Annotated in this window: 20 protein-coding genes; 17 read left to right on the top strand and 3 right to left on the bottom strand. The window is 38.3% G+C overall.

What is annotated here, in order from left to right:
- The first annotated feature begins 64 nt into the window (after window positions 1-64).
- The 9 genes from rpmH to NXG61_RS03690 all read left to right on the top strand — a co-directional run bounded on the left by rpmH (window position 65) and on the right by NXG61_RS03690 (window position 7,350).
- On the top strand, window positions 65-199 hold the full coding sequence (gene rpmH / locus NXG61_RS03730) for a 50S ribosomal protein L34 (protein WP_196604149.1): 135 nt from the start codon (window positions 65-67) through the stop codon (window positions 197-199).
- Window positions 200-322: 123 nt separating this feature from the next.
- The gene (gene rnpA / locus NXG61_RS03725) at window positions 323-679 is read left to right on the top strand and encodes a ribonuclease P protein component (protein ID WP_196604150.1); all 357 of its coding nucleotides are present in this window, start codon (window positions 323-325) and stop codon (window positions 677-679) included.
- A gap of 5 nt (window positions 680-684) precedes the next feature.
- The gene (gene yidD / locus NXG61_RS03720; protein ID WP_231038553.1) at window positions 685-894 is read left to right on the top strand and encodes a membrane protein insertion efficiency factor YidD; all 210 of its coding nucleotides are present in this window, start codon (window positions 685-687) and stop codon (window positions 892-894) included.
- A 26-nt stretch (window positions 895-920) separates the two neighbouring features.
- Window positions 921-1,586: a YidC/Oxa1 family membrane protein insertase gene (locus NXG61_RS03715; protein WP_307223346.1), complete on the top strand. Its 666-nt coding sequence runs from the start codon at window positions 921-923 to the stop codon at window positions 1,584-1,586.
- An 18-nt stretch (window positions 1,587-1,604) separates the two neighbouring features.
- On the top strand, window positions 1,605-2,243 hold the full coding sequence (gene jag / locus NXG61_RS03710; RefSeq protein ID WP_196604153.1) for an RNA-binding cell elongation regulator Jag/EloR: 639 nt from the start codon (window positions 1,605-1,607) through the stop codon (window positions 2,241-2,243).
- 260 nt (window positions 2,244-2,503) lie between these two features.
- A complete protein-coding gene (mnmE, locus tag NXG61_RS03705) occupies window positions 2,504-3,901 on the top strand; it encodes a tRNA uridine-5-carboxymethylaminomethyl(34) synthesis GTPase MnmE (RefSeq protein ID WP_307223349.1) in 1,398 nt (465 codons plus the stop codon).
- Between the two features lie 64 nt (window positions 3,902-3,965).
- Entirely contained in the window at window positions 3,966-5,840 is a 1,875-nt protein-coding gene (gene mnmG / locus NXG61_RS03700) for a tRNA uridine-5-carboxymethylaminomethyl(34) synthesis enzyme MnmG (protein ID WP_196604154.1), read from the top strand.
- Entirely contained in the window at window positions 5,840-6,556 is a 717-nt protein-coding gene (gene rsmG / locus NXG61_RS03695) for a 16S rRNA (guanine(527)-N(7))-methyltransferase RsmG (RefSeq protein ID WP_307223351.1), read from the top strand. The genes mnmG and rsmG overlap by 1 nt, the downstream gene beginning before the upstream one ends.
- A gap of 104 nt (window positions 6,557-6,660) precedes the next feature.
- Window positions 6,661-7,350 (top strand): hypothetical protein, encoded by a 690-nt coding sequence (locus NXG61_RS03690; RefSeq protein ID WP_196604156.1) that lies wholly within the window; start codon window positions 6,661-6,663, stop codon window positions 7,348-7,350.
- A 374-nt stretch (window positions 7,351-7,724) separates the two neighbouring features.
- On the opposite strand, the gene NXG61_RS03685 is transcribed toward NXG61_RS03690, so the two are convergent.
- Complete coding sequence (locus tag NXG61_RS03685) at window positions 7,725-8,897, bottom strand: phosphoribosylaminoimidazolecarboxamide formyltransferase (RefSeq protein WP_307223354.1); 1,173 nt, start codon at window positions 8,895-8,897, stop codon at window positions 7,725-7,727.
- Between the two features lie 243 nt (window positions 8,898-9,140).
- Here NXG61_RS03685 and NXG61_RS03680 point away from each other — a divergent pair, with 243 nt between their 5' ends.
- A complete protein-coding gene (locus NXG61_RS03680; RefSeq protein WP_196604158.1) occupies window positions 9,141-10,103 on the top strand; it encodes an ATP-dependent 6-phosphofructokinase in 963 nt (320 codons plus the stop codon).
- Between the two features lie 104 nt (window positions 10,104-10,207).
- Here NXG61_RS03680 and NXG61_RS03675 read toward each other — a convergent pair whose 3' ends face one another.
- Both NXG61_RS03675 and NXG61_RS03670 read right to left on the bottom strand, forming a co-directional pair.
- Window positions 10,208-12,610, bottom strand: a complete 2,403-nt coding sequence (locus tag NXG61_RS03675; RefSeq protein ID WP_307223357.1) for a homocysteine S-methyltransferase family protein — start codon at window positions 12,608-12,610, stop codon at window positions 10,208-10,210.
- A 59-nt stretch (window positions 12,611-12,669) separates the two neighbouring features.
- Window positions 12,670-13,335, bottom strand: coding sequence for a vitamin B12 dependent-methionine synthase activation domain-containing protein (locus tag NXG61_RS03670; protein WP_196604160.1), 666 nt, complete (start codon window positions 13,333-13,335; stop codon window positions 12,670-12,672).
- A gap of 438 nt (window positions 13,336-13,773) precedes the next feature.
- Here NXG61_RS03670 and NXG61_RS03665 point away from each other — a divergent pair, with 438 nt between their 5' ends.
- The 7 genes from NXG61_RS03665 (at window position 13,774) to NXG61_RS03635 (ending at window position 19,877) form a co-directional block, all read left to right on the top strand.
- Window positions 13,774-14,532, top strand: coding sequence for a ParA family protein (locus NXG61_RS03665; RefSeq protein ID WP_196604161.1), 759 nt, complete (start codon window positions 13,774-13,776; stop codon window positions 14,530-14,532).
- Window positions 14,525-15,427: a ParB/RepB/Spo0J family partition protein gene (locus NXG61_RS03660; RefSeq protein WP_307223362.1), complete on the top strand. Its 903-nt coding sequence runs from the start codon at window positions 14,525-14,527 to the stop codon at window positions 15,425-15,427. Before NXG61_RS03665 ends, NXG61_RS03660 begins: the two co-directional genes overlap by 8 nt.
- 148 nt (window positions 15,428-15,575) lie before the next feature.
- Window positions 15,576-16,079: a DUF4446 family protein gene (locus NXG61_RS03655; protein ID WP_231038527.1), complete on the top strand. Its 504-nt coding sequence runs from the start codon at window positions 15,576-15,578 to the stop codon at window positions 16,077-16,079.
- A gap of 577 nt (window positions 16,080-16,656) precedes the next feature.
- Entirely contained in the window at window positions 16,657-17,847 is a 1,191-nt protein-coding gene (locus NXG61_RS03650; RefSeq protein ID WP_196604162.1) for an SAM-dependent methyltransferase, read from the top strand.
- 230 nt (window positions 17,848-18,077) lie between these two features.
- Entirely contained in the window at window positions 18,078-18,293 is a 216-nt protein-coding gene (locus NXG61_RS03645) for a hypothetical protein (RefSeq protein ID WP_196604163.1), read from the top strand.
- Between the two features lie 336 nt (window positions 18,294-18,629).
- Window positions 18,630-18,995 carry a demethoxyubiquinone hydroxylase family protein gene (locus NXG61_RS03640; RefSeq protein ID WP_196604164.1) on the top strand — a complete coding sequence of 122 codons (366 nt, stop codon included), beginning with the start codon at window positions 18,630-18,632 and terminating at the stop codon, window positions 18,993-18,995.
- A 66-nt stretch (window positions 18,996-19,061) separates the two neighbouring features.
- Window positions 19,062-19,877, top strand: a complete 816-nt coding sequence (locus NXG61_RS03635) for a family 1 encapsulin nanocompartment shell protein (protein WP_196604165.1) — start codon at window positions 19,062-19,064, stop codon at window positions 19,875-19,877.
- The last annotated feature ends 6 nt before the right edge of the window (window positions 19,878-19,883 follow it).

Below are 19,883 nucleotides of genomic sequence, written 5' to 3'. Positions count from 1 at the left end.
AGCCGTGTAGTCTATAATTTCATATAGCAAATTGTCATTTTATTAGTTTAAGGAGGTGTATAGAGTGAAAAGAACATTTCAACCTAACAACCATTGGAAAAAGCAAACTCATGGATTTCGTGAACGCATGAAAACAAAGGGCGGACAGTTAGTTATTAAAAGAAGGCGCGCCCGCGGCAGAAAGAAATTATCTGCATAAGCACGGAATATAATATAGATTGCCTGAAGTTTTTGTGTAGTCTTAATAAAATTAATCGTGCGCAGGGGAACATCCCCGGGCAAAAGCCGCGGGGAATGTCAACCCCCATTAATATGGAGTTGTATGAATCAGAAATTATCAAAAAAAATAGTAATGCAATATAATGAGGAATTTCAATATATATATCAAAGGGCAAAAACTTTTTCTGATAGATATATAGTGATGCATATTGCAGATAATAGTAAATTTAATCATAAAATAGGCTTTGCTGCTGGTAAAAAACTGGGTAATGCCGTTGTCAGAAATCGTATCAAAAGAGTTTTACGGGAAATTTATCGCAAAAATAAAAAAAATATTAGTATAAATTGTTGTATTTTACTGGTCGGACGCATGGCATCAGTCAATACAGATTACACTGTTATAGAAAAGTCTTTTTGTCGTTTATGTAAAAGAGCAAAGATTTGGAAAGATGTGCTATAAAAATGATGAAGAAATTAATTATCGGCATGATATACTTTTATCGCAATTATATTTCTCCTTTGAAAGCACCTTCTTGCAGATATATTCCTACTTGTTCCGAATATGCTGTTACTGCAATTGAAAAATATGGGGTGAAAAAGGGCGGCCTTATGGCAATAAAGCGTATACTGCGTTGTCATCCATTTCATGAAGGCGGCTATGATCCCGTTAAATAATAAATAATTGATTAGGATGTGATGAATTGAGTGGATTTTTTGATTCCCTATTTCACCCGATAGTACAGATATTAGAAACTGTGCTGGGTTTTTTTTATTCCCTGACACAGGTTATAGGACTGGATAATTATGGTCTGGCTATAATATTAATGACAATCGTTATTAAAATGCTGCTATATCCTATTACGGTAAAGCAGGTAAAGTCAATGAAGGCTATGCAGGATTTACAGCCTAAGATAAAGGCATTACAAGAAAAGTATAAGGGAAAACCTCAGGAACTTCAACAGAAGATGGGGCAGATTTATAAGGAAGCGGGAGTTAATCCGTTGGCAGGATGTCTACCGCTTTTAGCACAGATGCCAATATTAATGGCAATGTTTTATGCTTTGCAAAGTGTTCATTTTGATAATAATCCGACATTTTTGTGGGTACCGAATCTTGCATTACCGGATCCTTTATATATACTGCCTGTTTTATCGGCATTGACCACGCTTATCACTCAGTGGCAAACATCCAGATCATCTGCTCAGGCAGCGCAGATGAAAGTGATGATGATTGCCATGCCTATATTCATAGGATGGATAAGTATTAAATTTGCGGCTGGTCTGGTTTTATACTGGGTAGTGATGAACATTATGCAGGTATTGCAGCAGTGGTGGATGTACCGTAATGAAGGACAGCCAACTAAGTAAGGGGGGCTTCTTGAGAATATGGCGAAAGTTATTGAAGTATTAGGGCGGGATATAGAGGAAGCAAAGAGAAATGCTCTCAGGCAGCTGGAAATGCCTGAGAGTCGTGTTCTGTTTGAAATACTGGAAGAACCGTCAAAGGGTTTCCTAGGTCTTATTGGCAATAAGGGTGCTAAAATACGCGCAAGTGTGAAGGAATTGCTTCCCTCAGAAAAAGCGCAGACTTTTTTAAAAGATGTATTCGCAGCTATGCAAATGGATGTTAGTATAAGCAGGAAAGAAACTGAATTCGGATGTCTGTTTGAAATGAGCAGCAATCAGGATATGGGGATAATGATAGGCAAGCATGGTCAAACACTTGATGCGTTGCAATATCTTACAAACATGGCCGCAAATAAAGGGGCCGATAGCAACAGAGAACATATTATTCTGGACGTGGAAGATTACAGGAACCGCAGAGAGGATACGCTAAAACATTTGGCATGGAGAATTGCCGATAAAGTAAGAAATTCAAGAAGAAAAATGACATTAGAGCCGATGAACAGGCACGAACGCAAGATAATTCATATGGCATTGCAGGATGAAGCTGATATTATAACTTACAGTGATGGAGAAGAACCGCATCGCAGGATAATAGTAGACATAAAGAAAAACAGATAGATTTTTAATGCAGTGTGCATAGTCATGTTTATATTTTGCTGACCAGCCTTTGAATGATATTCAGGGGGTGGTCTGTTTTATTTTTTTATTGGTTATATTTCAGGAAGGCTTATATAGGTGTTTTTAATAGTATTAATTTATAATTTTCATTTAAAAGCTGTCTGAAATGAGGGGCGGCTTTTTTAATTATCTGTTATAATATTAAGGAAACATTGGCTGATATAAAAAGGGCCGAGCTTATTATATGATGGAGGAAAAAATTGATAGCTAAGGATATAAATGATACAATCGCCGCGATAGCGACACCATTAGGCGAAGGCGGTATTGGTATAATTCGTGTCAGTGGAATAAATTCAATTGAAACAGTCGATAGGATTTTTGCGGCTATTAATAAGAGAGCATTGGCAGATAGACATTCACATCGTGCTGTATACGGGAAAATAATAGATCCGAAAACAAAAGATATAATAGATGAGGCAATATGTATTATTATGAGAGGGCCTCATTCCTATACAAAAGAGGACATAGTAGAGATACAGTGCCATGGCGGGATGCTGCCTCTGCGCAGAATATTATCCCTCTTAATAGAAATAGGAGAGATAAGACTGGCAGCGCCGGGCGAATTTACAAAAAGAGCCTTTTTGAATGGAAGAATAGATTTGGCACAAGCGCAGGCTGTTATGGATATAATAAAGGCCAAGACAGACGCATCGCTGAAAGTGGCATCAGGTCATTTATCAGGCTGTTTTTCCTCACATATACGGCAGATAAGGGACCCCTTATTGGAAATGATTGCTCATTATGAGGCAGCAATAGACTTCCCTGAGGAGGAAGTGGATGAAATAGATAATATACAGGTTATGGAAAAAATAGGAGAGATTAAAGATAAGATCAATGTAATGCTTGCCAGCGCCAATACTGGACGTATTTTAAGCGAGGGATTGGTTACGGCTATAGTAGGAAAACCAAACGTAGGTAAATCAAGCCTTCTTAATAGGCTTTTGCATTCTGAAAGGGCAATCGTCACAGATGTTCCGGGAACGACACGGGACAGCATAGAAGAATATGCTGATATGGAAGGCATCCCTTTAAAAATTATAGACACAGCCGGTATACGGCATACTGAAGATAAAGTGGAAAAGATTGGTGTGGACAGGGCTCGGTCTTATATAGAAAAAGCTGATCTTATTTTGGCTTTGTTTGACGGAACGAGACCGATAGAGGACGATGATAGAAAAATAATAAAATTGATAGAAGAAAAAAATGTTGTAATAGTTATAAATAAAAATGATTTAGAACAATCGTTGGACGAACGCTGGATAAGAAAACAATGCTCCGGCAGTGAAATAGCGCATATATCTGCTGTCAGTGATAATGGGATAAAGGAATTGACGGAAGTTATTAAAAAGAAGGTCTATGCCGGAAATGTGGTCTATAATGAGGGTGAATTGGTAAATAATGTCCGTCAAAGTGAAGCACTTAAAAAAGCGGAACGACATTTGAGTGATGCCATAAAGAGCCTTGATAATGATATACCGGAGGATCTTGTGGTTATAGACTTGCGTTCAGCATGGGAAAGGCTGGGGGATATTATAGGAGACACTGCCAGCGAAGATATAATTGATGAGATTTTCAGCCGGTTCTGCATAGGGAAATAATAGATAAAAATACTGCTGCTTGGAAGAAATACTGTAAGTTTAGACATTAACTGGGGGAAATAAAGTGTTTATTGCTGGAGATTATGATGTCATTGTTGTTGGGGCCGGCCATGCCGGAGTGGAGGCCGGCCTCGCCGCGGCACGTATTGGATGCAGGACGCTGCTCACCACGTTGAATATGGATAATATAGCCATGATGCCGTGTAATCCGTCAGTGGGAGGACCGGCCAAGGGGCATTTGGTGCGTGAACTGGATGCGCTTGGCGGTGAGATGGGGGTGAACGCCGATAAAACATGCATACAGTTCCGTATGCTCAATACCAGTAAGGGACCAGCTGTGCAGGCTTTGAGAGCTCAAGCGGATAAGAAAACATACCAGTTTTCCATGAAAGAAACATGTGAAAATCAGGATAATCTTGATATAAAGCAATTGCTGGTGGAAAAAATACTGGTAGAAAATGAAAAAATTGCTGGAGTGCAGATAGAAACAGGAGAGATATACACATGCCAATGTATTGTTCTGGCTTCTGGTACATATCTTCGCGGAAGAGTAATAATAGGTGAAAAAACATATGAAGGCGGTCCTATTGGGCAGAGAGCAGCGGTGGCATTGTCACAGTCCCTACAGAAAATCGGAGTAAAACTTATGCGATTCAAGACGGGTACCCCTGCGCGCGTAGACAAGAGAACACTGGATTTTTCTAAAATGCAGATTCAACCCGGTGATAGTGAAGTACACAACTTCTCTTTCCTGAGCAATGAGCATACACGTGAACAAGTTCCCTGTTGGCTTACTTATACAAATGAAAAAACACATAAAATTCTCAGAGATAACATAGATAGAGCGCCTATGGCAAACGGTATTATCGAGGGCGTAGGTCCGCGATATTGTCCTTCCATAGAAACAAAAATAATACGTTTTCCTGATAAAGATAAGCACCAATTGTTTATAGAGCCGGAGGGGCTGCATACCAATGAAATGTATGTACAGGGCATGTCTACAAGTATGCCCGTTGATATTCAATTTGAATTTTTAAAAACTATACCGGGGATGGAGAACGTAAAAATAATGCGTCCGGGATATGCTATCGAATATGATTGTTTGGATCCTTTACAGCTGAAACCATCGCTTGAGCATAAATATATAGAAGGATTTTTTTCTGCTGGGCAGGCTAACGGGACATCCGGCTATGAAGAAGCTGCGGCACAAGGTCTTATCGCCGGTATCAATGCAGCCATGAAGATAAGGGGAAGAGAGTCTCTCATACTCAAGCGGTCAGAAGCTTATATAGGAGTGCTGATAGATGATTTAGTAACAAAGGGTACACAGGAGCCATACCGTATGATGACTTCACGTGCGGAATATCGTTTGCTTCTACGGCAGGATAATGCAGATATGCGTTTGACTGAAAAAGGCAGACAAGTAGGATTGGTGAATGACGAGCGATACAGCAGATACCTGGCAAAAAAGGATAAAATAAATGAAATAAAGATTTTAATGCAGGGGAAAAAGATCAATCCCAGCCGGGAAATAAATGATTTGCTCAGAAAAAATGATATGGAAGAAATCAGGGCAAGCATTAATTTATATGATATGTTAAAAAGGAAAAATATAGGATATAAAGAATTGGAAGAGGTATTTAATCTTCCTCATATAAATGATGAAGTCATAAAGCAGATAGAAACAGATGCGGTTTATGAAGGATATATCAGCAAGCAGGAGGAACAGGTAAGCCGGATGGAAAAATTGGAAAACAAAAAAATACCACCGGATATAGATTATATGAAAATCGCTAATTTGCGCGAAGAAGCTGTTGAAAAGCTGAATAAGATAAAACCCTTATCACTTGGCCAGGCAGGGCGAATATCCGGTGTTTCTCCGGCGGATATATCTATACTTTTGATTTATTTGGAACAATATAGCCGGAGGAATGATTAATGGATTTTTATGATTGTCTGCAGCAACGAACAAAAGAGTATGGAATACAGCTCAGTGAAGTGCAGTGTGAAAAATTCAATATATATTATAAACTGCTTGTTGAGTGGAATAATAAAATCAATTTGACTGCGATAACTGATCCTGATGAAGTGGCTGTCAAACATATCATTGATTCATTAAGTGGTTGGAATGAGAATTTTTTTGATCCTTCGGCAAGGATTATTGATGTCGGTACAGGTGCAGGCTTTCCCGGTATACCTTTGAAAATAATGTATCCTGCGCTACGTTTAACATTGCTGGATTCACTTGCCAAACGTATAAAATTTCTTCAGGATGTGGCCGATAAACTTCATATATCAGATATAGAATTTGTTCATGGGCGGGCTGAGGAAATAGGCCGCAAAAAAAATTACAGAGAAAGTTTTGATATAGTTTTTTCCCGTGCGGTAGCAAGAATGCCTGTTTTATGTGAATATACTCTGCCACTTGTAAAAAGAGATGGTTATTTTACAGCGCTTAAGGGAAAACAGTATAAAGAGGAAATTTGCGAGGCAGAAAATGCAATAAAAATATTAGGAGGCTCTCTGGCAGAAGTAAAACCTGTCAAATTACCGGGTCTCAATGATGTTCGGGCTGTTGTTTATGTGCTCAAGACGGATAAAACCCCCGATGTATATCCCCGTAAATCGGGTAGTCCGGAAAGAAAACATTTGTAATAGAGGAATTTACTGAGCGGCAGCTAATAATATAGCGGAGGCTATATTTTGAAAAAGTATTATGGTAATGATCATCATAACTATATATGAAGGGTGGGGGATATATGCGCAGATATATTTTACTGGTCCTGTGTATAAGTTTTCTATTGGACTCAAGGGCAGCTTTGGCAGCTCTTCCATCTGCCGCGATAGATTCTGAGCCGGTAGTAAATGCGGAAACGGTGAAAAATCAGGATGTGGGACAGACTGCTGCTGAGGATAATAAGGGATCGGCAGCAAAAAAGGATAAAGACGAAAATATATTTAAAAAAATGAATAAAGCGGATGAGGCCGATAAAAAAAGATTTGTGCTGATAGCAAAAGACAGCAGATTTTTTTATTACCTTGACCGTAAATCAGCCCGCTGGATCTTTGAGCCGAACAGCAGCAGAAAAATAATGGATGTATGGATACAATTGGTTGATGCCAACAAGGCAAGTGCACCGGCTGATAAATATTCAAATATTTCTGCTGATCAGTCATATTTGCTGGATCATTATTATATACGCCCTCAATTGCGGCAGATGCAATTCCTGTGTGAACTTGAAGTCGTAGGGCAGCCATCTAATAATGTGACGCAGAATGTGTATTCTGTTAAGAATTGGGAAGATATTATTCCCGGAAGCATTGAAGAAACCATATTCAACGCAGTCGTGAATACAAAGGAAAGTCTTGTGAAAATTGATACACAGAGCAACAGTATGGACATACAGGCCAGAGACTTTTTAGATAGAGTGCTTAATATAGGTTTGTGATGATTTGGGCAGTATTTAGCTGGATTGTGTCTGTTCGAAGACTTTAGGAAACTGAAATTTATTATTCGGTTATCCACAATATCCACAGGGAAATGTTCAAAATTTGTGGATAACCGTTGAATAAATGAAAAAAACTGTTGATAATCTGTAGGTAACTAATAAAGTTATCCACAGGAGGATTTATGAGCCGGCAAAATTATAATTATTTTTTGGAAACACGAATTTCCTTATATATCAGGCTTCCATGTGATTTATATATAGGCATTTATTTAATATGAAAAATGAAAAAGAAGAATTATCCACAAATTATTTTTAAAAATTGTGGATAATTCTTCTTTTTTTTGCATCTGCTATTATGGCTGCATAGTAATAAATTAGTGATGAAAGAGACGAATACCGGTCATAGCCATAGTTATCGAGTATTTATCACATGTTTCAATGACATTGTCATCACGAATGGAGCCGCCGCTTTGTGCTATATATTTTACACCGCTTTTATGGGCACGTTCTATATTGTCACCAAATGGGAAAAAGGCATCAGAAGCGAGGGCAGTACCAGTTATGGCAGAAAGCCATTTATGTTTTTCTTCTCTGCTAAGAACTGGAGGCTTTTCTGTGAAAACATTTTTCCAGTTGTTATCTGTAAATAAATCCATATATTCATCCGAAATATATACGTCTATGGCATTATCTCTGTCAGGGCGGCGAATATTTTCTTTAAATGGCAGAGAAAGAACTTTGGGATGCTGGCGTAAATGCCAGAAATCAGCTTTATTCCCGGCAAGACGAGTACAATGAACACGTGACTGTTGTCCGGCGCCTATACCTATGGCTTGTCCGTCCTTGGCATAACAGACGGAATTTGACTGGGTATATTTCAATGTTATTAAAGCAACAATAAGGTCTCTTTTTGCATCGGGAGGTAAATCTCTGCAGACCGTAGGAATACTTGAAAAAAGATCGTCAGTAATTTTTAAATCATTTCGTTTCTGTTCAAAAGTGATACCAAAAACTTCTTTTATTTCAGATGCCGGTGCATGATAACTTTTGTCCATTTGAATTATAAGATAATTACCTTTTCTTTTTTTCTTCAATATGGAAAGAGCTTCCGCTGAATAAGAAGGCGCTATTATACCGTCAGAAACTTCACGGGCCAGGAAAGATGCCGTAGCGGCATCGCATTCATCGGATAAAGCGGCAAAATCTCCGTAGGAGGACATACGGTCGGCGCCGCGTGCGCGAATATAGGCTTCGGCAAGAGGTGTAAGTTCAATATCTTCTACAAAATAAATTTTTTTCAGCAAAGCTGAAAGAGGAAGTCCGACAGCGGCACCGGCAGGACTTACATGTTTAAAAGAAGCAGCTGAGGGAAGATTTGTGGCCTCGTGCAGCTCTTGTACGAGCTGCCAGCTGTTAAAAGCATCAAGCAGATTGATATAACCAGGGCGGCCGTTTAATACAGTAAAAGGGAGATTGCCTTCGTTTATGAAAACTTTTGCGGGTTTTTGGTTCGGATTGCAGCCATATTTTAGTTCTATTGAGTTCATATCAATACTCCTTTGGGTTTCAGATATATATGCATATCGATAAGATGTTAAAAAGACAGAAAGCATCTGTTTATGAGCTCACTTTATCATTTTACGTGATATTTTGTCAAGACAGAATAGATGGTATACAGGAAAGCACTTTTTTAGAAAATTTGACAGCTTAATAAGCGATAGACGTTTAGATTTTTTATATGTATAATGTTGATGAAGATAATAGACTGATTTGGGAGGGGGTTTTATATAATGATAAAAAGTATTGCCGTTTTAACTAGTGGGACCGATAGTCCGGGCATGAACGCTGCTATAAGAGCTGTAACGAGGGCGGTATTATTTGAGAAAAAAACTGTCTGGGGAGTTAATGATGGATTTTATGGGTTGGTACATGATGAGATGAATCTATTAAAATCGATATCGGTCAGTGACACTATTCAACGTGGGGGAACTTTTTTGGGAACAAGTTTTTGTCCTGAATTTGAAACGACCGCGGGAAGAAAAAGAGCCTTTGAAAATTTGAGGAAGCATAAAATCGACGGGATGATCGTTATCGGCGGAGATGGTACGATGAAAGGTGCTAAAGTTTTCAGTGAAGAGTTTGCTTTTCCGATAGTGGGAATTCCCGCTACAATAGAAAATGATATTTGGGGGACTGACTATACTATAGGCTGCGATACTGCAGCTAATACGGTGGTTGAGGCGCTTAATAAACTGCGCGATACGGCACTTTCCCATCGCCGCGTTATTGTAGTAGAAGTATCGGGGAAAAAATGCGGGTGGCTGCCGATGGTATCGGGAATAGCCAGTGGGGCAGAATATATTTTAGTTCCCGAATACAGCATTGATATGGATGGATTAGTAAAAGCACTTAAAAAACGGCATACTTTAGAAAAAACATACAGCCTTATAGTAGTTGCCGATGGCTGCGGAGATATTATGAAAATAGGCAGGGAGATTGCCGAGAAAACGCATTTGGATACGCGTATTTCTGTGTTGGATCTTATTCTGCGCGGTGGTTCTCCCACTGTGGAGGATAGAGTGAAGGCAAGCCGTCTGGGTGAAAAAGCAGCATTGGCATTATTATCGGGTCTTTATGATATGGTAATAGGTTATGACAGAAATGATATTGTTACTATAGATTTGAAAGATGCTGTTGCCAATACGAAGGAGCTTGACAGAGAATATGCGCGTATTGCCAGAATTTTGACCTAATAAGTCTTCATGCGGCAGCCGGAGCTTAAATTTATAGAGCATAAAAATAAGGACCATTTTATTTTGGTCCTTATTTTTGTGCAGCCATATTATTAAAAAAATATTTACTGTGGGAAAGAATCATTTTTTCTCTTATTTGTGAGATTTTTTGCTATTTCCACGGCGACAACACCATCCGCGGCATATGCATCGGCTCCGGCACTGTCGGCATATTCCTGTGTGAGTACGGCACCGCCTACTATTACCTGGGCAGTTGATCCTGCTTCTTTCAGAGAGGCTATGACGGCGTCAATTTGAGTCATAGTCGTGGTCATTAGTGAGCAGAGACCAACTATGTCAGCATCATTTTCGATGGCAGCTCGGACAATCTTTTCATTATCAACATCTTTGCCCAAATCTATAAGCTTAAAACCGTTATTTTCCAAAAGTGCGGAAACTATATTTTTTCCAAGATCGTGTATGTCACCCTTTACGGTAGCAATAACAACGGTTCCCTTGCTTTTTGCCAGCTGGGCCGGCAGGATCTCTTTTATTTTTAAGAACGCTTCTCGCATAGCTTCAGCAGAAAGCATGACCTGCGGTAAAAAAATTTTTTTGGCGCCAAAATTTTTACCAACAATATTCATTGCGGCTGTAAGAGCATTTTCCGTTATTTCATTTGATGAATGTCCATTTTTTAAAGCTCTTTCCACCAGTCCGGCAATATTTTCCTTTTCTCCGGTTATGATAGACTGTTTAATTGCCTCAATAATATTTTCATCTGTTATTTCAATTATTGCGGTAGGCTTGTCGACAGCTTGATCTGATGCATATAAACTGTATTTTTGGCCGTTTGAGTCTTTTCCATTTAAAGCAGAAGCAGCCAGTAATGTGTTTTTCATTAAATGATCATAAGGATTTATTATGGGAGCATCAAGACCGACTGCCAGGCACATGGCAAAAAAAGTACTATTTATAAGAGGTCTGTTGGGAAGTCCAAAAGATATATTTGATAAACCCATTGTCGAAGGGTAGCCAAACTCGCTGCGGTACAGAGATAAGGCTGTTAATACTTCAACAGCGGCAGTTTTATCTGCGGCAATAGTCATTACCAGACAATCGAGAATAAAATCATTGTCATGCAGTCCGAATTTTTTGGCAGCCGTAATTATTTTTTTCAGAATAGCAATGCGTTCATTTCCCGTTTTGGGCAGTCCCTTATCGGATAAGGGAAGGCATAGGACCGCAGCACCATATCTTTTTGCCAGCGGCAGAAAATATTTTAAACGATCAGGTTCTGCAGAAACTGAATTTATGAGTGCACGTCCGGGATAGGCTTTTAATCCTGCTTCCAGAGCTTTTGGATCGCTGGTATCTATCGACAGGGGAGTAGGTACTATCTGAGATATTTCTTTTATTGCTTTTTCCATGGCAATGGATTGATCAATGCCACCCACGCCCATATTGACATCAAGAATGTCAGCACCGGCATTTGTCTGCTCTACAGCTTCTTTTTTTACAGATATGAAGGACCCTGTTTTTATCTCAGCAGCAAGCTTTTTACGGCCGGTCGGATTTATTCGTTCACCAATGAGTTTTGTCGGAAGATCTGCACCAATAAAAATAGTCTTGGTGCGGCTGGTCAGAGCAAGCCTTTTTAGCGGTGACTTGCGTATAGGATCAGACTGATCCGCAATAGCATTTTTTATTGCGGCTATATGTGCGGGGGTTGTCCCACAGCAGCCGCCGACAAAAGAGGCACCTGCTTCTACCAGTTTTGGCGCCCAGCTGCCCATATCATCGGGAGTCATCGGAAATACAGTTTGTCCGCCTATCAAGTGAGGCATGCCGGCGTTAGGCTGAACACTGATAGGACACCTGCAATTGTCGGCGAGTATTTTTACTATGGGAAGTAATTCCTCAGGCCCGGTGGAGCAGTTGGCTCCGATAATATCAGCTCCCATTGCTTCAAGTGTGATCGCTGCAGTCTGCGGATCGGTTCCGGTAACGGTTCTGGCATCTTCAGAATATGACATTTGGCAGATGACGGGAATTGCAGGAGAGGCATCTTTGACGGCTAGGAGAGCTGCTCTCATTTCCTGCAGATCTATACATGTTTCGATTAATAGATAATCCGCACCGCCTTCTATCAATGCGTGTGCCTGTTCAAAATATGCTTTATATACTTCATCAAAGCTGATATCACCAAGTGGGTCGATAAATCTGCCGATAGGGCCCATTGAGCCGGCAACTTTGCAGCGGCCTTGTGCAGCCGCTTTTGCATTTTTTACACCAGCAATATTTATTTCACGTACCTTGTCAGCTAAATTATAATGTGAAAGTTTCAAGGAGCTGGCACCAAAAGTGTTGGTTTCAATAATGGTCGATCCAGCGGAAATATACTGTTTATGGACATCGATAATAGCAGCAGTATTATTGAGATTAAGTATTTCAGGACATGCTCCTGTTTTTAAAATACCGGCTGACTGCAAAATAGTGCCCATGGCTCCGTCAAATATATTAAGCATAGATATTAACTCCTTTTAATGTTGCACGTGAAACATGCAGTAAGTTTATTGAATCTTTGTTATTGTATACGGGAAGAACAATTTTTTTGCGGGCATGTAGCACAGGAAGGTCTTTGCGGAGTGAAGGGATCTGTCTCAGGCACAAGTCCGATGATAGCAGTAACAGATTTTCTGGGAGTCAGCATCATGGATGAAGTATATTCTATTCCTATGGCAGACGCGTTAGTCAGACGAAGCATATGCGGCTGACAGCTTATATCCCAATCGCCATATCCTGGGCTGAATCGCCAAATACGTTTATAGCCAAGCGGCTTGATCGAAATATCAATGTTTTTTTCAAGACCGTCAGCTACTTGTTCAACTGCAGCTGTGGCTGCTGCATCAAGCAGCAGCCCGTGTGTGTAGCTTCCCTCATGGAAATTTTTTTCAATGGCAGTTTCAATATTACTGCCTGCTGTCACAGAAAGTAATATCACTTTTTCAGAATGGCTCAGATGCTTAAGAATTTTACTGCCCTGCAGTCTAAACGGAACAGAAGCGGAAACGATACCTTTGATGTTGTCATAGTTATACATTTCCCAGCTTCCTCGCGGTTCTGCAAGATATACCATTTCGTTGCAGGCAGCGATAATAGCTTGTTCACTGAAATCAGCGGCAGAAAGACCGGCATAGCGTCGTGTTTCCTTTATATCAACAGTTCTTAAAGGAGGATTATATATCGGCATGGGAGCAGACCACCTTATGAAATAAAATAGTAAAAATAGTATGTAGAATTCAGAAATATTTCCGGCTGGCAGGTTAAAAAATGGATAGCAGCGAATAAATCTGAAAGGTGAAAAGCACAATTGATGATTTTCTGCTGAATAATATTTATACAGTGAATGAAGATAATTGCGGTAAATATCAATGCGGTTTATATTGCTGTTAAAAATTATTTTCTGTAGGAAAGAAGTATAATATATTCTATCATAAAACAATTATCTGTGGTAATATAGAAAATTTTTAGCTGGATATAGTATATGCCTTAGTAAAAAATGTTTTGTGAATATGCGGCTGAAAATGGAAAAAATGAATATTGATGATAAAATGAATGTATTAATGGACAAGAGAGTTTTCTGCAGAGGGTCATTTAATTGACACGCAGATCAATAAGGGGAGATCAGATGACAAAGATAATTGCTATAGCAAATCAAAAAGGCGGCGTAGGAAAAACTACCACTGCAATTAACTTAAGTGCAGCTTTTGTTAAGGCAGATAAAAAGGTAATGCTGATAGATGCTGATCCGCAGGGAAATGCTACAAGTGGCTGCGGTATTGAAAAAGGACAGATAGAGAAGTCACTGTATGATTTATTGCTCAGAGAAGAAAAAATAAAAGAAATTCTGCGAAAAACGAAGAGCGGAATAGATATTTTACCTGCAACTATAGATTTGGCTGGTGCAGAAGTGGAACTTGTGGCGATGTTTTCACGTGAAACAAAGTTAAAAAAAGCATTGGATAAAGTAAAAGCAGAGTATGATTATGTCGTAATCGATTGTCCGCCCTCCTTGGGATTGCTGACTATAAATGCGCTGACTGCTGCTGATTCAGTAATTTTGCCATTGCAGTGTGAGTATTATGCGTTGGAAGGGATGACACAAATTTTGAATACTATAAATTTGGTAAAAGAAAATCTAAATGAAAAATTGTTTTTGGAAGGAGTTGTACTGACAATGTATGACAGCAGAACAAAGCTATCAGCGCAAGTGGCAGAGGAAGTGAACAGACATTTTCCTGAAAAATTATATAAAACGATAATTCCCCGCAATGTGCGATTGAGCGAGGCTCCATCATACGGATGCCCGATAAATGAATATGATCCTTCATCAAGAGGCGCTGCCGCATACGCGGCATTGGCGGACGAGGTGATGTCTCATGCCTAAAAATACACATACTGGCTTGGGACGGGGTCTGGGAGCTTTGTTGAATAATATTGAAATTGACAGTAAAGAAAAAATAGAACAGATCAATACAAATGATATAAGAACAAATCCTTTTCAACCACGCTCGAATTTCGACGAGAAATCCATTACAGAATTGGCACAGTCAATTGAAAAATGTGGTATATTGCAGCCTGTTTTGCTGAGAAAAATTTCGGAAGGATATCAATTGATAAGTGGAGAAAGGAGATGGCGTGCATGTAAAAAAATAAAACTTGATGTAATACCGGCGATAATACGTGATTATTCGGATAGGGAAGTAGCCCAAATTGCGCTTATTGAAAATTTGCAGAGAGAAGATCTAAATGCTATGGAGGAGGCTTCAGCCTATTCACGGCTTCTTTCAGAAACAGGAATCACGCAGAATGAGCTTTCACAATATATAGGGAAAAGCCGCAGCCACGTGGCAAATTTTTTACGGCTCCTGCATTTAGCCAAACCTATACAACTCCTCATAATGGAAGGAAATCTTAATATGGGACAAGCTAAACCTCTGTTGGCGATAAAAGATGAAAAGCTTCAGGAGAAGACAGCTGTGTATATATTGGCCAATGAATTATCAGCAAGAGAAGCTGAAGATGTGGTAAAAAAGATATTGCAAAAACAAACCGATATAGATGGAAAAAGGAAAAAACATTTTGCTGATGATGTTTTTATAGCAGATATAGAAGAAAAATTGGCACTCCTCCTGGGAACGAAAGTAAATATTAAGACAGGTACCAGAAAAAACAAAATTGAAATAGAATTCAGCTCTGCTGAGGATTTGGACAGAATAATTGATGCTGTGATGAAGAAAGATGAGAAAAAGGAAATAGCAGAGCATGAATTTTTCATATAAGTTTTGATAAGAAAATTATTTTTGTGGTATAATAACTTGTACTCACGGTTGAAAAATTTTGAGTAATTGGTTATGGGCAGCCAATAGAGGTGTTTTTTTAATTCCGTAAAAAATAAGCCTATTTTTAGATAAAGGAGATTAGTAGAACATGACAAATGGTTCTATAGGAATGATGAATGAAACAGTATTGTATATAATAGCTGCGATGGCGGTATTACTTTTGATAGCTTATATAATCACAGTAATTTTGATGGTAAAGCTGGGAAATATGAAAAAACGCTATAAAGAGATGATGCAGGGTGTCGATTCAAAAGATTTAGAAAATATGCTGTTGGAACATATTTCAAAAGTGGAAAAGGTAATGCAGCAAAATACCGAAATAGAGATGGAAAATAAAAAAATTCGTGATATTTTGCAGAATGTGATCCAAAAAGTCGGAGTGGTACGGTTTGCTGCCTTCGAGGATGTCGGTGGCGATTTGAGTTATGCAGTCGCCCTTTTGGACAGGAAAAATTCGGGAATTATACTGTCCGGTATATTTAGCCGCAATAGTTCGACCACATATATGAAACCTGTAGATAAGGGTCATTCTTCATATAAGCTTTCCGATGAAGAAAATGAAGCTCTGAATAAGGCAATTTCGCAATCATAATTTAACTAAGGTAAACCTAAAACTGATTTACAGCAGTTTTAGGTTTTTTTATAAAAATATTCATAAAACCAATTGAATTGATTGGCATTGATGCATAGTTTAGCAGTGATGATTTGCCAATGTGCAACAGCAGAGAAAAAAATATATTTCAGTGATGAGCCTATTAGAAAATGTCTAAATATAAAGCTGTTATCCATGGAAAAAGTATATGAATGATATAAAAAATATTACAATGATTACAAAAATATTTGATGGCTGTATATACTTGTAATGGAAAAGAAATAGTGTTAGACTGAAAAAGTAGCAGATTTGTTTTTAGTAATGTATTATATTTTTCGTCTTTTCAGAGATAGTTTGCCGCTGCGGGCAAATATTGTTCAACATTGACTTCTAAGTGTGGATGAAAGTGAATTCATTTGAGCTTAGGAGTTTATTTACGTGAAACAGAAGAATATAAAGTCGGCAAGTTATACTGTGCAGGAGAAGCTGTCAGCAAATTTATGGGCATCAACAGGCAGGCTGCTTAATTGCATAGACTGGTTGTGAAAAAATGAAAAATAATTCGTGAGGCGATCTTATGTTGAAAAAGGCTGCATTAAAAACTGCATTAAAATTATGGAATAAGGGTGGTTTTTCTGTACAATTTTGGGATGGAGAAGAAAAAAATTATGGAGAAGAGACCCCAAAATTTAAAATAATTTTTCATCGTGAACCGACATTAACAGATATCAAAGATATGAATACGGATCTTGTGCTGACTCTCGGACAGGCTTACATGGATGGCAGTATAGATTTTGAAGGCTCTCTAGATGATGTTATAGCGGTCATGTTCAAAAATCAAAACGGTGATGTAAAAAAATATGCACTTGATGAATTAAAGAGAAAAATGTTTTCTGGAATTGAGGAACAGGAAAAGCAAAACATTCACAGTCATTATGACTTGGGCAATGATTTTTATGCGAAGTGGCTCGATAAGACAATGTCATATTCGTGTGCATATTTTAAACATGAAACGGATACATTAGATGAAGCACAGCTTCACAAAATAGATCATTCTTTGCAAAAATTGTTGCTGAAAAAGGATGAGACTCTCCTTGATATAGGCTGCGGGTGGGGCTGGCTCATAATAAGAGCGGCACAGCAATATGGAGTCAATGCAGTAGGCATAACATTAAGTGAGGAGCAATATGCCGGGGCCACAGAAAGAATAAAAAAACTTGGTCTTGAAGATAAGGTAAGGGTTTTACTGCTTAACTATATGGACCTTGATATTGAAAAATATCAATTTGATAAAATCGTAAGTATAGGGATGTTTGAACATGTCGGGAAGGAGTTTCTACCTCTTTATCTGCATAAGGTGAATACGTTACTGAAAACTGGAGGACTATTTCTGCTTCATTCGATAATGGGTTATACTGAGGCACCGACTAATGGATGGATAAAGCGATATATTTTTCCGGGAGGATATATACCGACTGTGCGTGAAACAGTAAATCTATTCCCCGATTTTAATTTTTATTTACTTCATATGGAAAGTTTACGCCGTCATTATGCACGTACACTTGACGAGTGGTATAAAAATTTTCTTGCATGCAAGGATACATTGCCGGCTAAATATGATGAACAATTTAAAAGAATGTGGGGACTTTATCTTTCCGGCTGCGCATCTGCTTTTAGGACGGGCAATATAGACGTTGTGCAGTATTTGTTGAGCAAGGGAATAAATAACGATCTGCCGATGACCGATGAATATATGTATGAAAAATGATATATTGCACTTGATCAGGCAATAAAAAATTCAGGTGTTATATTTTAGAGACAAGGGACGGCTGCTGTGAATATTATTCATAATGGCCGTCTTTTGTTTTTGATAAATATAATTACAAATATTACATAGTAATTAAGAACAAATCTTGACAAAATAAATGATTTTATTTAATATAAAGCTATAAATATAGACTAAAGTTATTATCCATTCATGAAGAAAAAATTTCATTTATGAATAGATTAAAAGGAGGCTTTCCTATTTTAAAGCTGTTTTCTGATGTGGAGAAAAATAAAAATGAGTTGGAAGAAATACTTTTGCGCGTTCGTACTGATGAAATTATATACAGACAGAAAAATGAAATAGAAATTGCAAATCGATTAAAACTATTGGAAAATCAATTGAACATTGCGGTTAAAAATCTAAATGATGCTATGACGCTCAAATAAATGCAACACGGTTACATCTGCAAAATTTATGCATGAGCTTATTTTCAATAGAAATCGTAAATGATAAGAATTGAAAGAAATATTTTAGACATATATATATTAATAAAAAGGATTTTTGTGTGAATTAGAGAATAAATCCTAATAGATATTAAGATAGAATTCTTGTCTTTTAGAAAAATATCAGTGCACTTATTTTATGTGCCGACTGATTAAAATAGTATCGAATAAACAGAGATCATGTTTGTAGATCAAGCGGCGGAATTAACTGCTGCCTGATATGTTTATTCGACATTATAGCAATAAAAGGCAAGTTTTATTAAAAGGGGGATAAATTAGATGGCAGATTTTGCAAATCCGTTTCAGGGCAATGTTGATCGTAAATTAACAAAGGGAGAATTGATACAGGCAGTACGGCTGGATATTTCAGGAGAACTTGAGGCAATTTACCTTTATGATGCACATGTGCAGGCAACAGATAATGAAGTGGCTAAAAAAGTTATAGCTGATATACGTGATGAAGAAAAAGCTCATGTCGGAGAATTGATGGCGCTGCTTCGTATTCTTGACCCTGAAGAGGCTGAGCATTTTGCTTCTGGAGAAGCCGAAGTTAAAGAATTGCTCGAAGAACTGGAAAATGAAAAAAAGGAAAGTGTTTTGAAAAAAACTGATCCTGAGGCTACCGTAGGAAGTCTTATCAAATAAATAACATAATCGGTGATTCATAGATTTGTTTTAATGGTTGTAAAAATAACAGGAGGGATGTTTTGTATGGATTATTTATCTAGAGACGCAGCACCATTTACTGACGAATTTTGGGAACAAATTGATAAAACAGTTGTAAAAACAGCGGGCAATGTATTGCATGGACGCAGGTTCATTCCATTATATGGACCTTTGGGCATAGGTGTCACCAGTATTACTGTTGATGATGCTGATAAATTAGAAGAAGTTTCCAAAAATGGGTTTATGATGACCTCCGGGCGCAAATTTTTGGAAATTCCCACATTATATGAAGACTTTCTTTTATCAGCGAGAGATTTGGAAAGTGCCGCTCATGCCGGATATCCTGCTGATTTATCAAAGGCTGTTAATGCAGCGGAAGATTGTGCATTGAAAGAGGATCGGTTAGTATTTTTTGGCAATGCAGACTTTAAGATAGACGGGTTATTTAATGTTGCCGGCTCAAATAAAATCAAAAAAAATGACTGGACTGTTGGCGAAAATGCTTTTACGGATATAGCGGCGGCGATAAATCTACTGGTTGAAAAAGGTATATACGGTGCTTATTCGCTGGCAATCAGTCCAGATCTTTATTTGCAGATGCAAAGATTGCAGCCGGGAACTGGTTTACTGGAAATAGACAGAGTGAAAAAACTTCTTGACAAGAGAATATATTCAACACCTGTACTGGGAAAGGGAAAGGCAGTTCTTGTTTGCGCGGACAGCAGAAATATGGATTTGGTGATCGGCCAGGATCTTAAAACGGCATATCTTGAACAAACAGAATTAAATCATAAATTCCGTATTCTTGAAACAATGCTGTTGAGAATAAAAAGACCTCAGGCAATAGTGATCTTTGAATAAAACGGG

Source organism: Pectinatus haikarae (assembly GCF_050916305.1).
Lineage (GTDB): Bacteria > Bacillota > Negativicutes > Selenomonadales > Selenomonadaceae > Pectinatus > Pectinatus haikarae.
Note: the sequence above shows the minus strand (reverse complement) of the source record. Positions and strands in the feature narration are given on the sequence as shown.

Excerpts from the sequence above, each read along its gene's own strand:
- rnpA (WP_196604150.1), top strand. The coding sequence starts at position 323 with ATGAATCAGAAATTATCAAAAAAAATAGTAATGCAATATAATGAGGAA.
- yidD (WP_231038553.1), top strand. The coding sequence starts at position 685 with ATGAAGAAATTAATTATCGGCATGATATACTTTTATCGCAATTATATT.
- jag (WP_196604153.1), top strand. The coding sequence starts at position 1,605 with ATGGCGAAAGTTATTGAAGTATTAGGGCGGGATATAGAGGAAGCAAAG.
- rsmG (WP_307223351.1), top strand. The coding sequence starts at position 5,840 with ATGGATTTTTATGATTGTCTGCAGCAACGAACAAAAGAGTATGGAATA.
- NXG61_RS03690 (WP_196604156.1), top strand. The coding sequence starts at position 6,661 with ATGCGCAGATATATTTTACTGGTCCTGTGTATAAGTTTTCTATTGGAC.
- NXG61_RS03685 (WP_307223354.1), bottom strand. The coding sequence starts at position 8,897 with ATGAACTCAATAGAACTAAAATATGGCTGCAATCCGAACCAAAAACCC.
- NXG61_RS03680 (WP_196604158.1), top strand. The coding sequence starts at position 9,141 with ATGATAAAAAGTATTGCCGTTTTAACTAGTGGGACCGATAGTCCGGGC.
- NXG61_RS03675 (WP_307223357.1), bottom strand. The coding sequence starts at position 12,610 with ATGCTTAATATATTTGACGGAGCCATGGGCACTATTTTGCAGTCAGCC.
- NXG61_RS03670 (WP_196604160.1), bottom strand. The coding sequence starts at position 13,335 with ATGCCGATATATAATCCTCCTTTAAGAACTGTTGATATAAAGGAAACA.
- NXG61_RS03665 (WP_196604161.1), top strand. The coding sequence starts at position 13,774 with ATGACAAAGATAATTGCTATAGCAAATCAAAAAGGCGGCGTAGGAAAA.
- NXG61_RS03660 (WP_307223362.1), top strand. The coding sequence starts at position 14,525 with ATGCCTAAAAATACACATACTGGCTTGGGACGGGGTCTGGGAGCTTTG.
- NXG61_RS03655 (WP_231038527.1), top strand. The coding sequence starts at position 15,576 with ATGACAAATGGTTCTATAGGAATGATGAATGAAACAGTATTGTATATA.
- NXG61_RS03650 (WP_196604162.1), top strand. The coding sequence starts at position 16,657 with ATGTTGAAAAAGGCTGCATTAAAAACTGCATTAAAATTATGGAATAAG.
- NXG61_RS03645 (WP_196604163.1), top strand. The coding sequence starts at position 18,078 with ATGAATAGATTAAAAGGAGGCTTTCCTATTTTAAAGCTGTTTTCTGAT.
- NXG61_RS03640 (WP_196604164.1), top strand. The coding sequence starts at position 18,630 with ATGGCAGATTTTGCAAATCCGTTTCAGGGCAATGTTGATCGTAAATTA.
- NXG61_RS03635 (WP_196604165.1), top strand. The coding sequence starts at position 19,062 with ATGGATTATTTATCTAGAGACGCAGCACCATTTACTGACGAATTTTGG.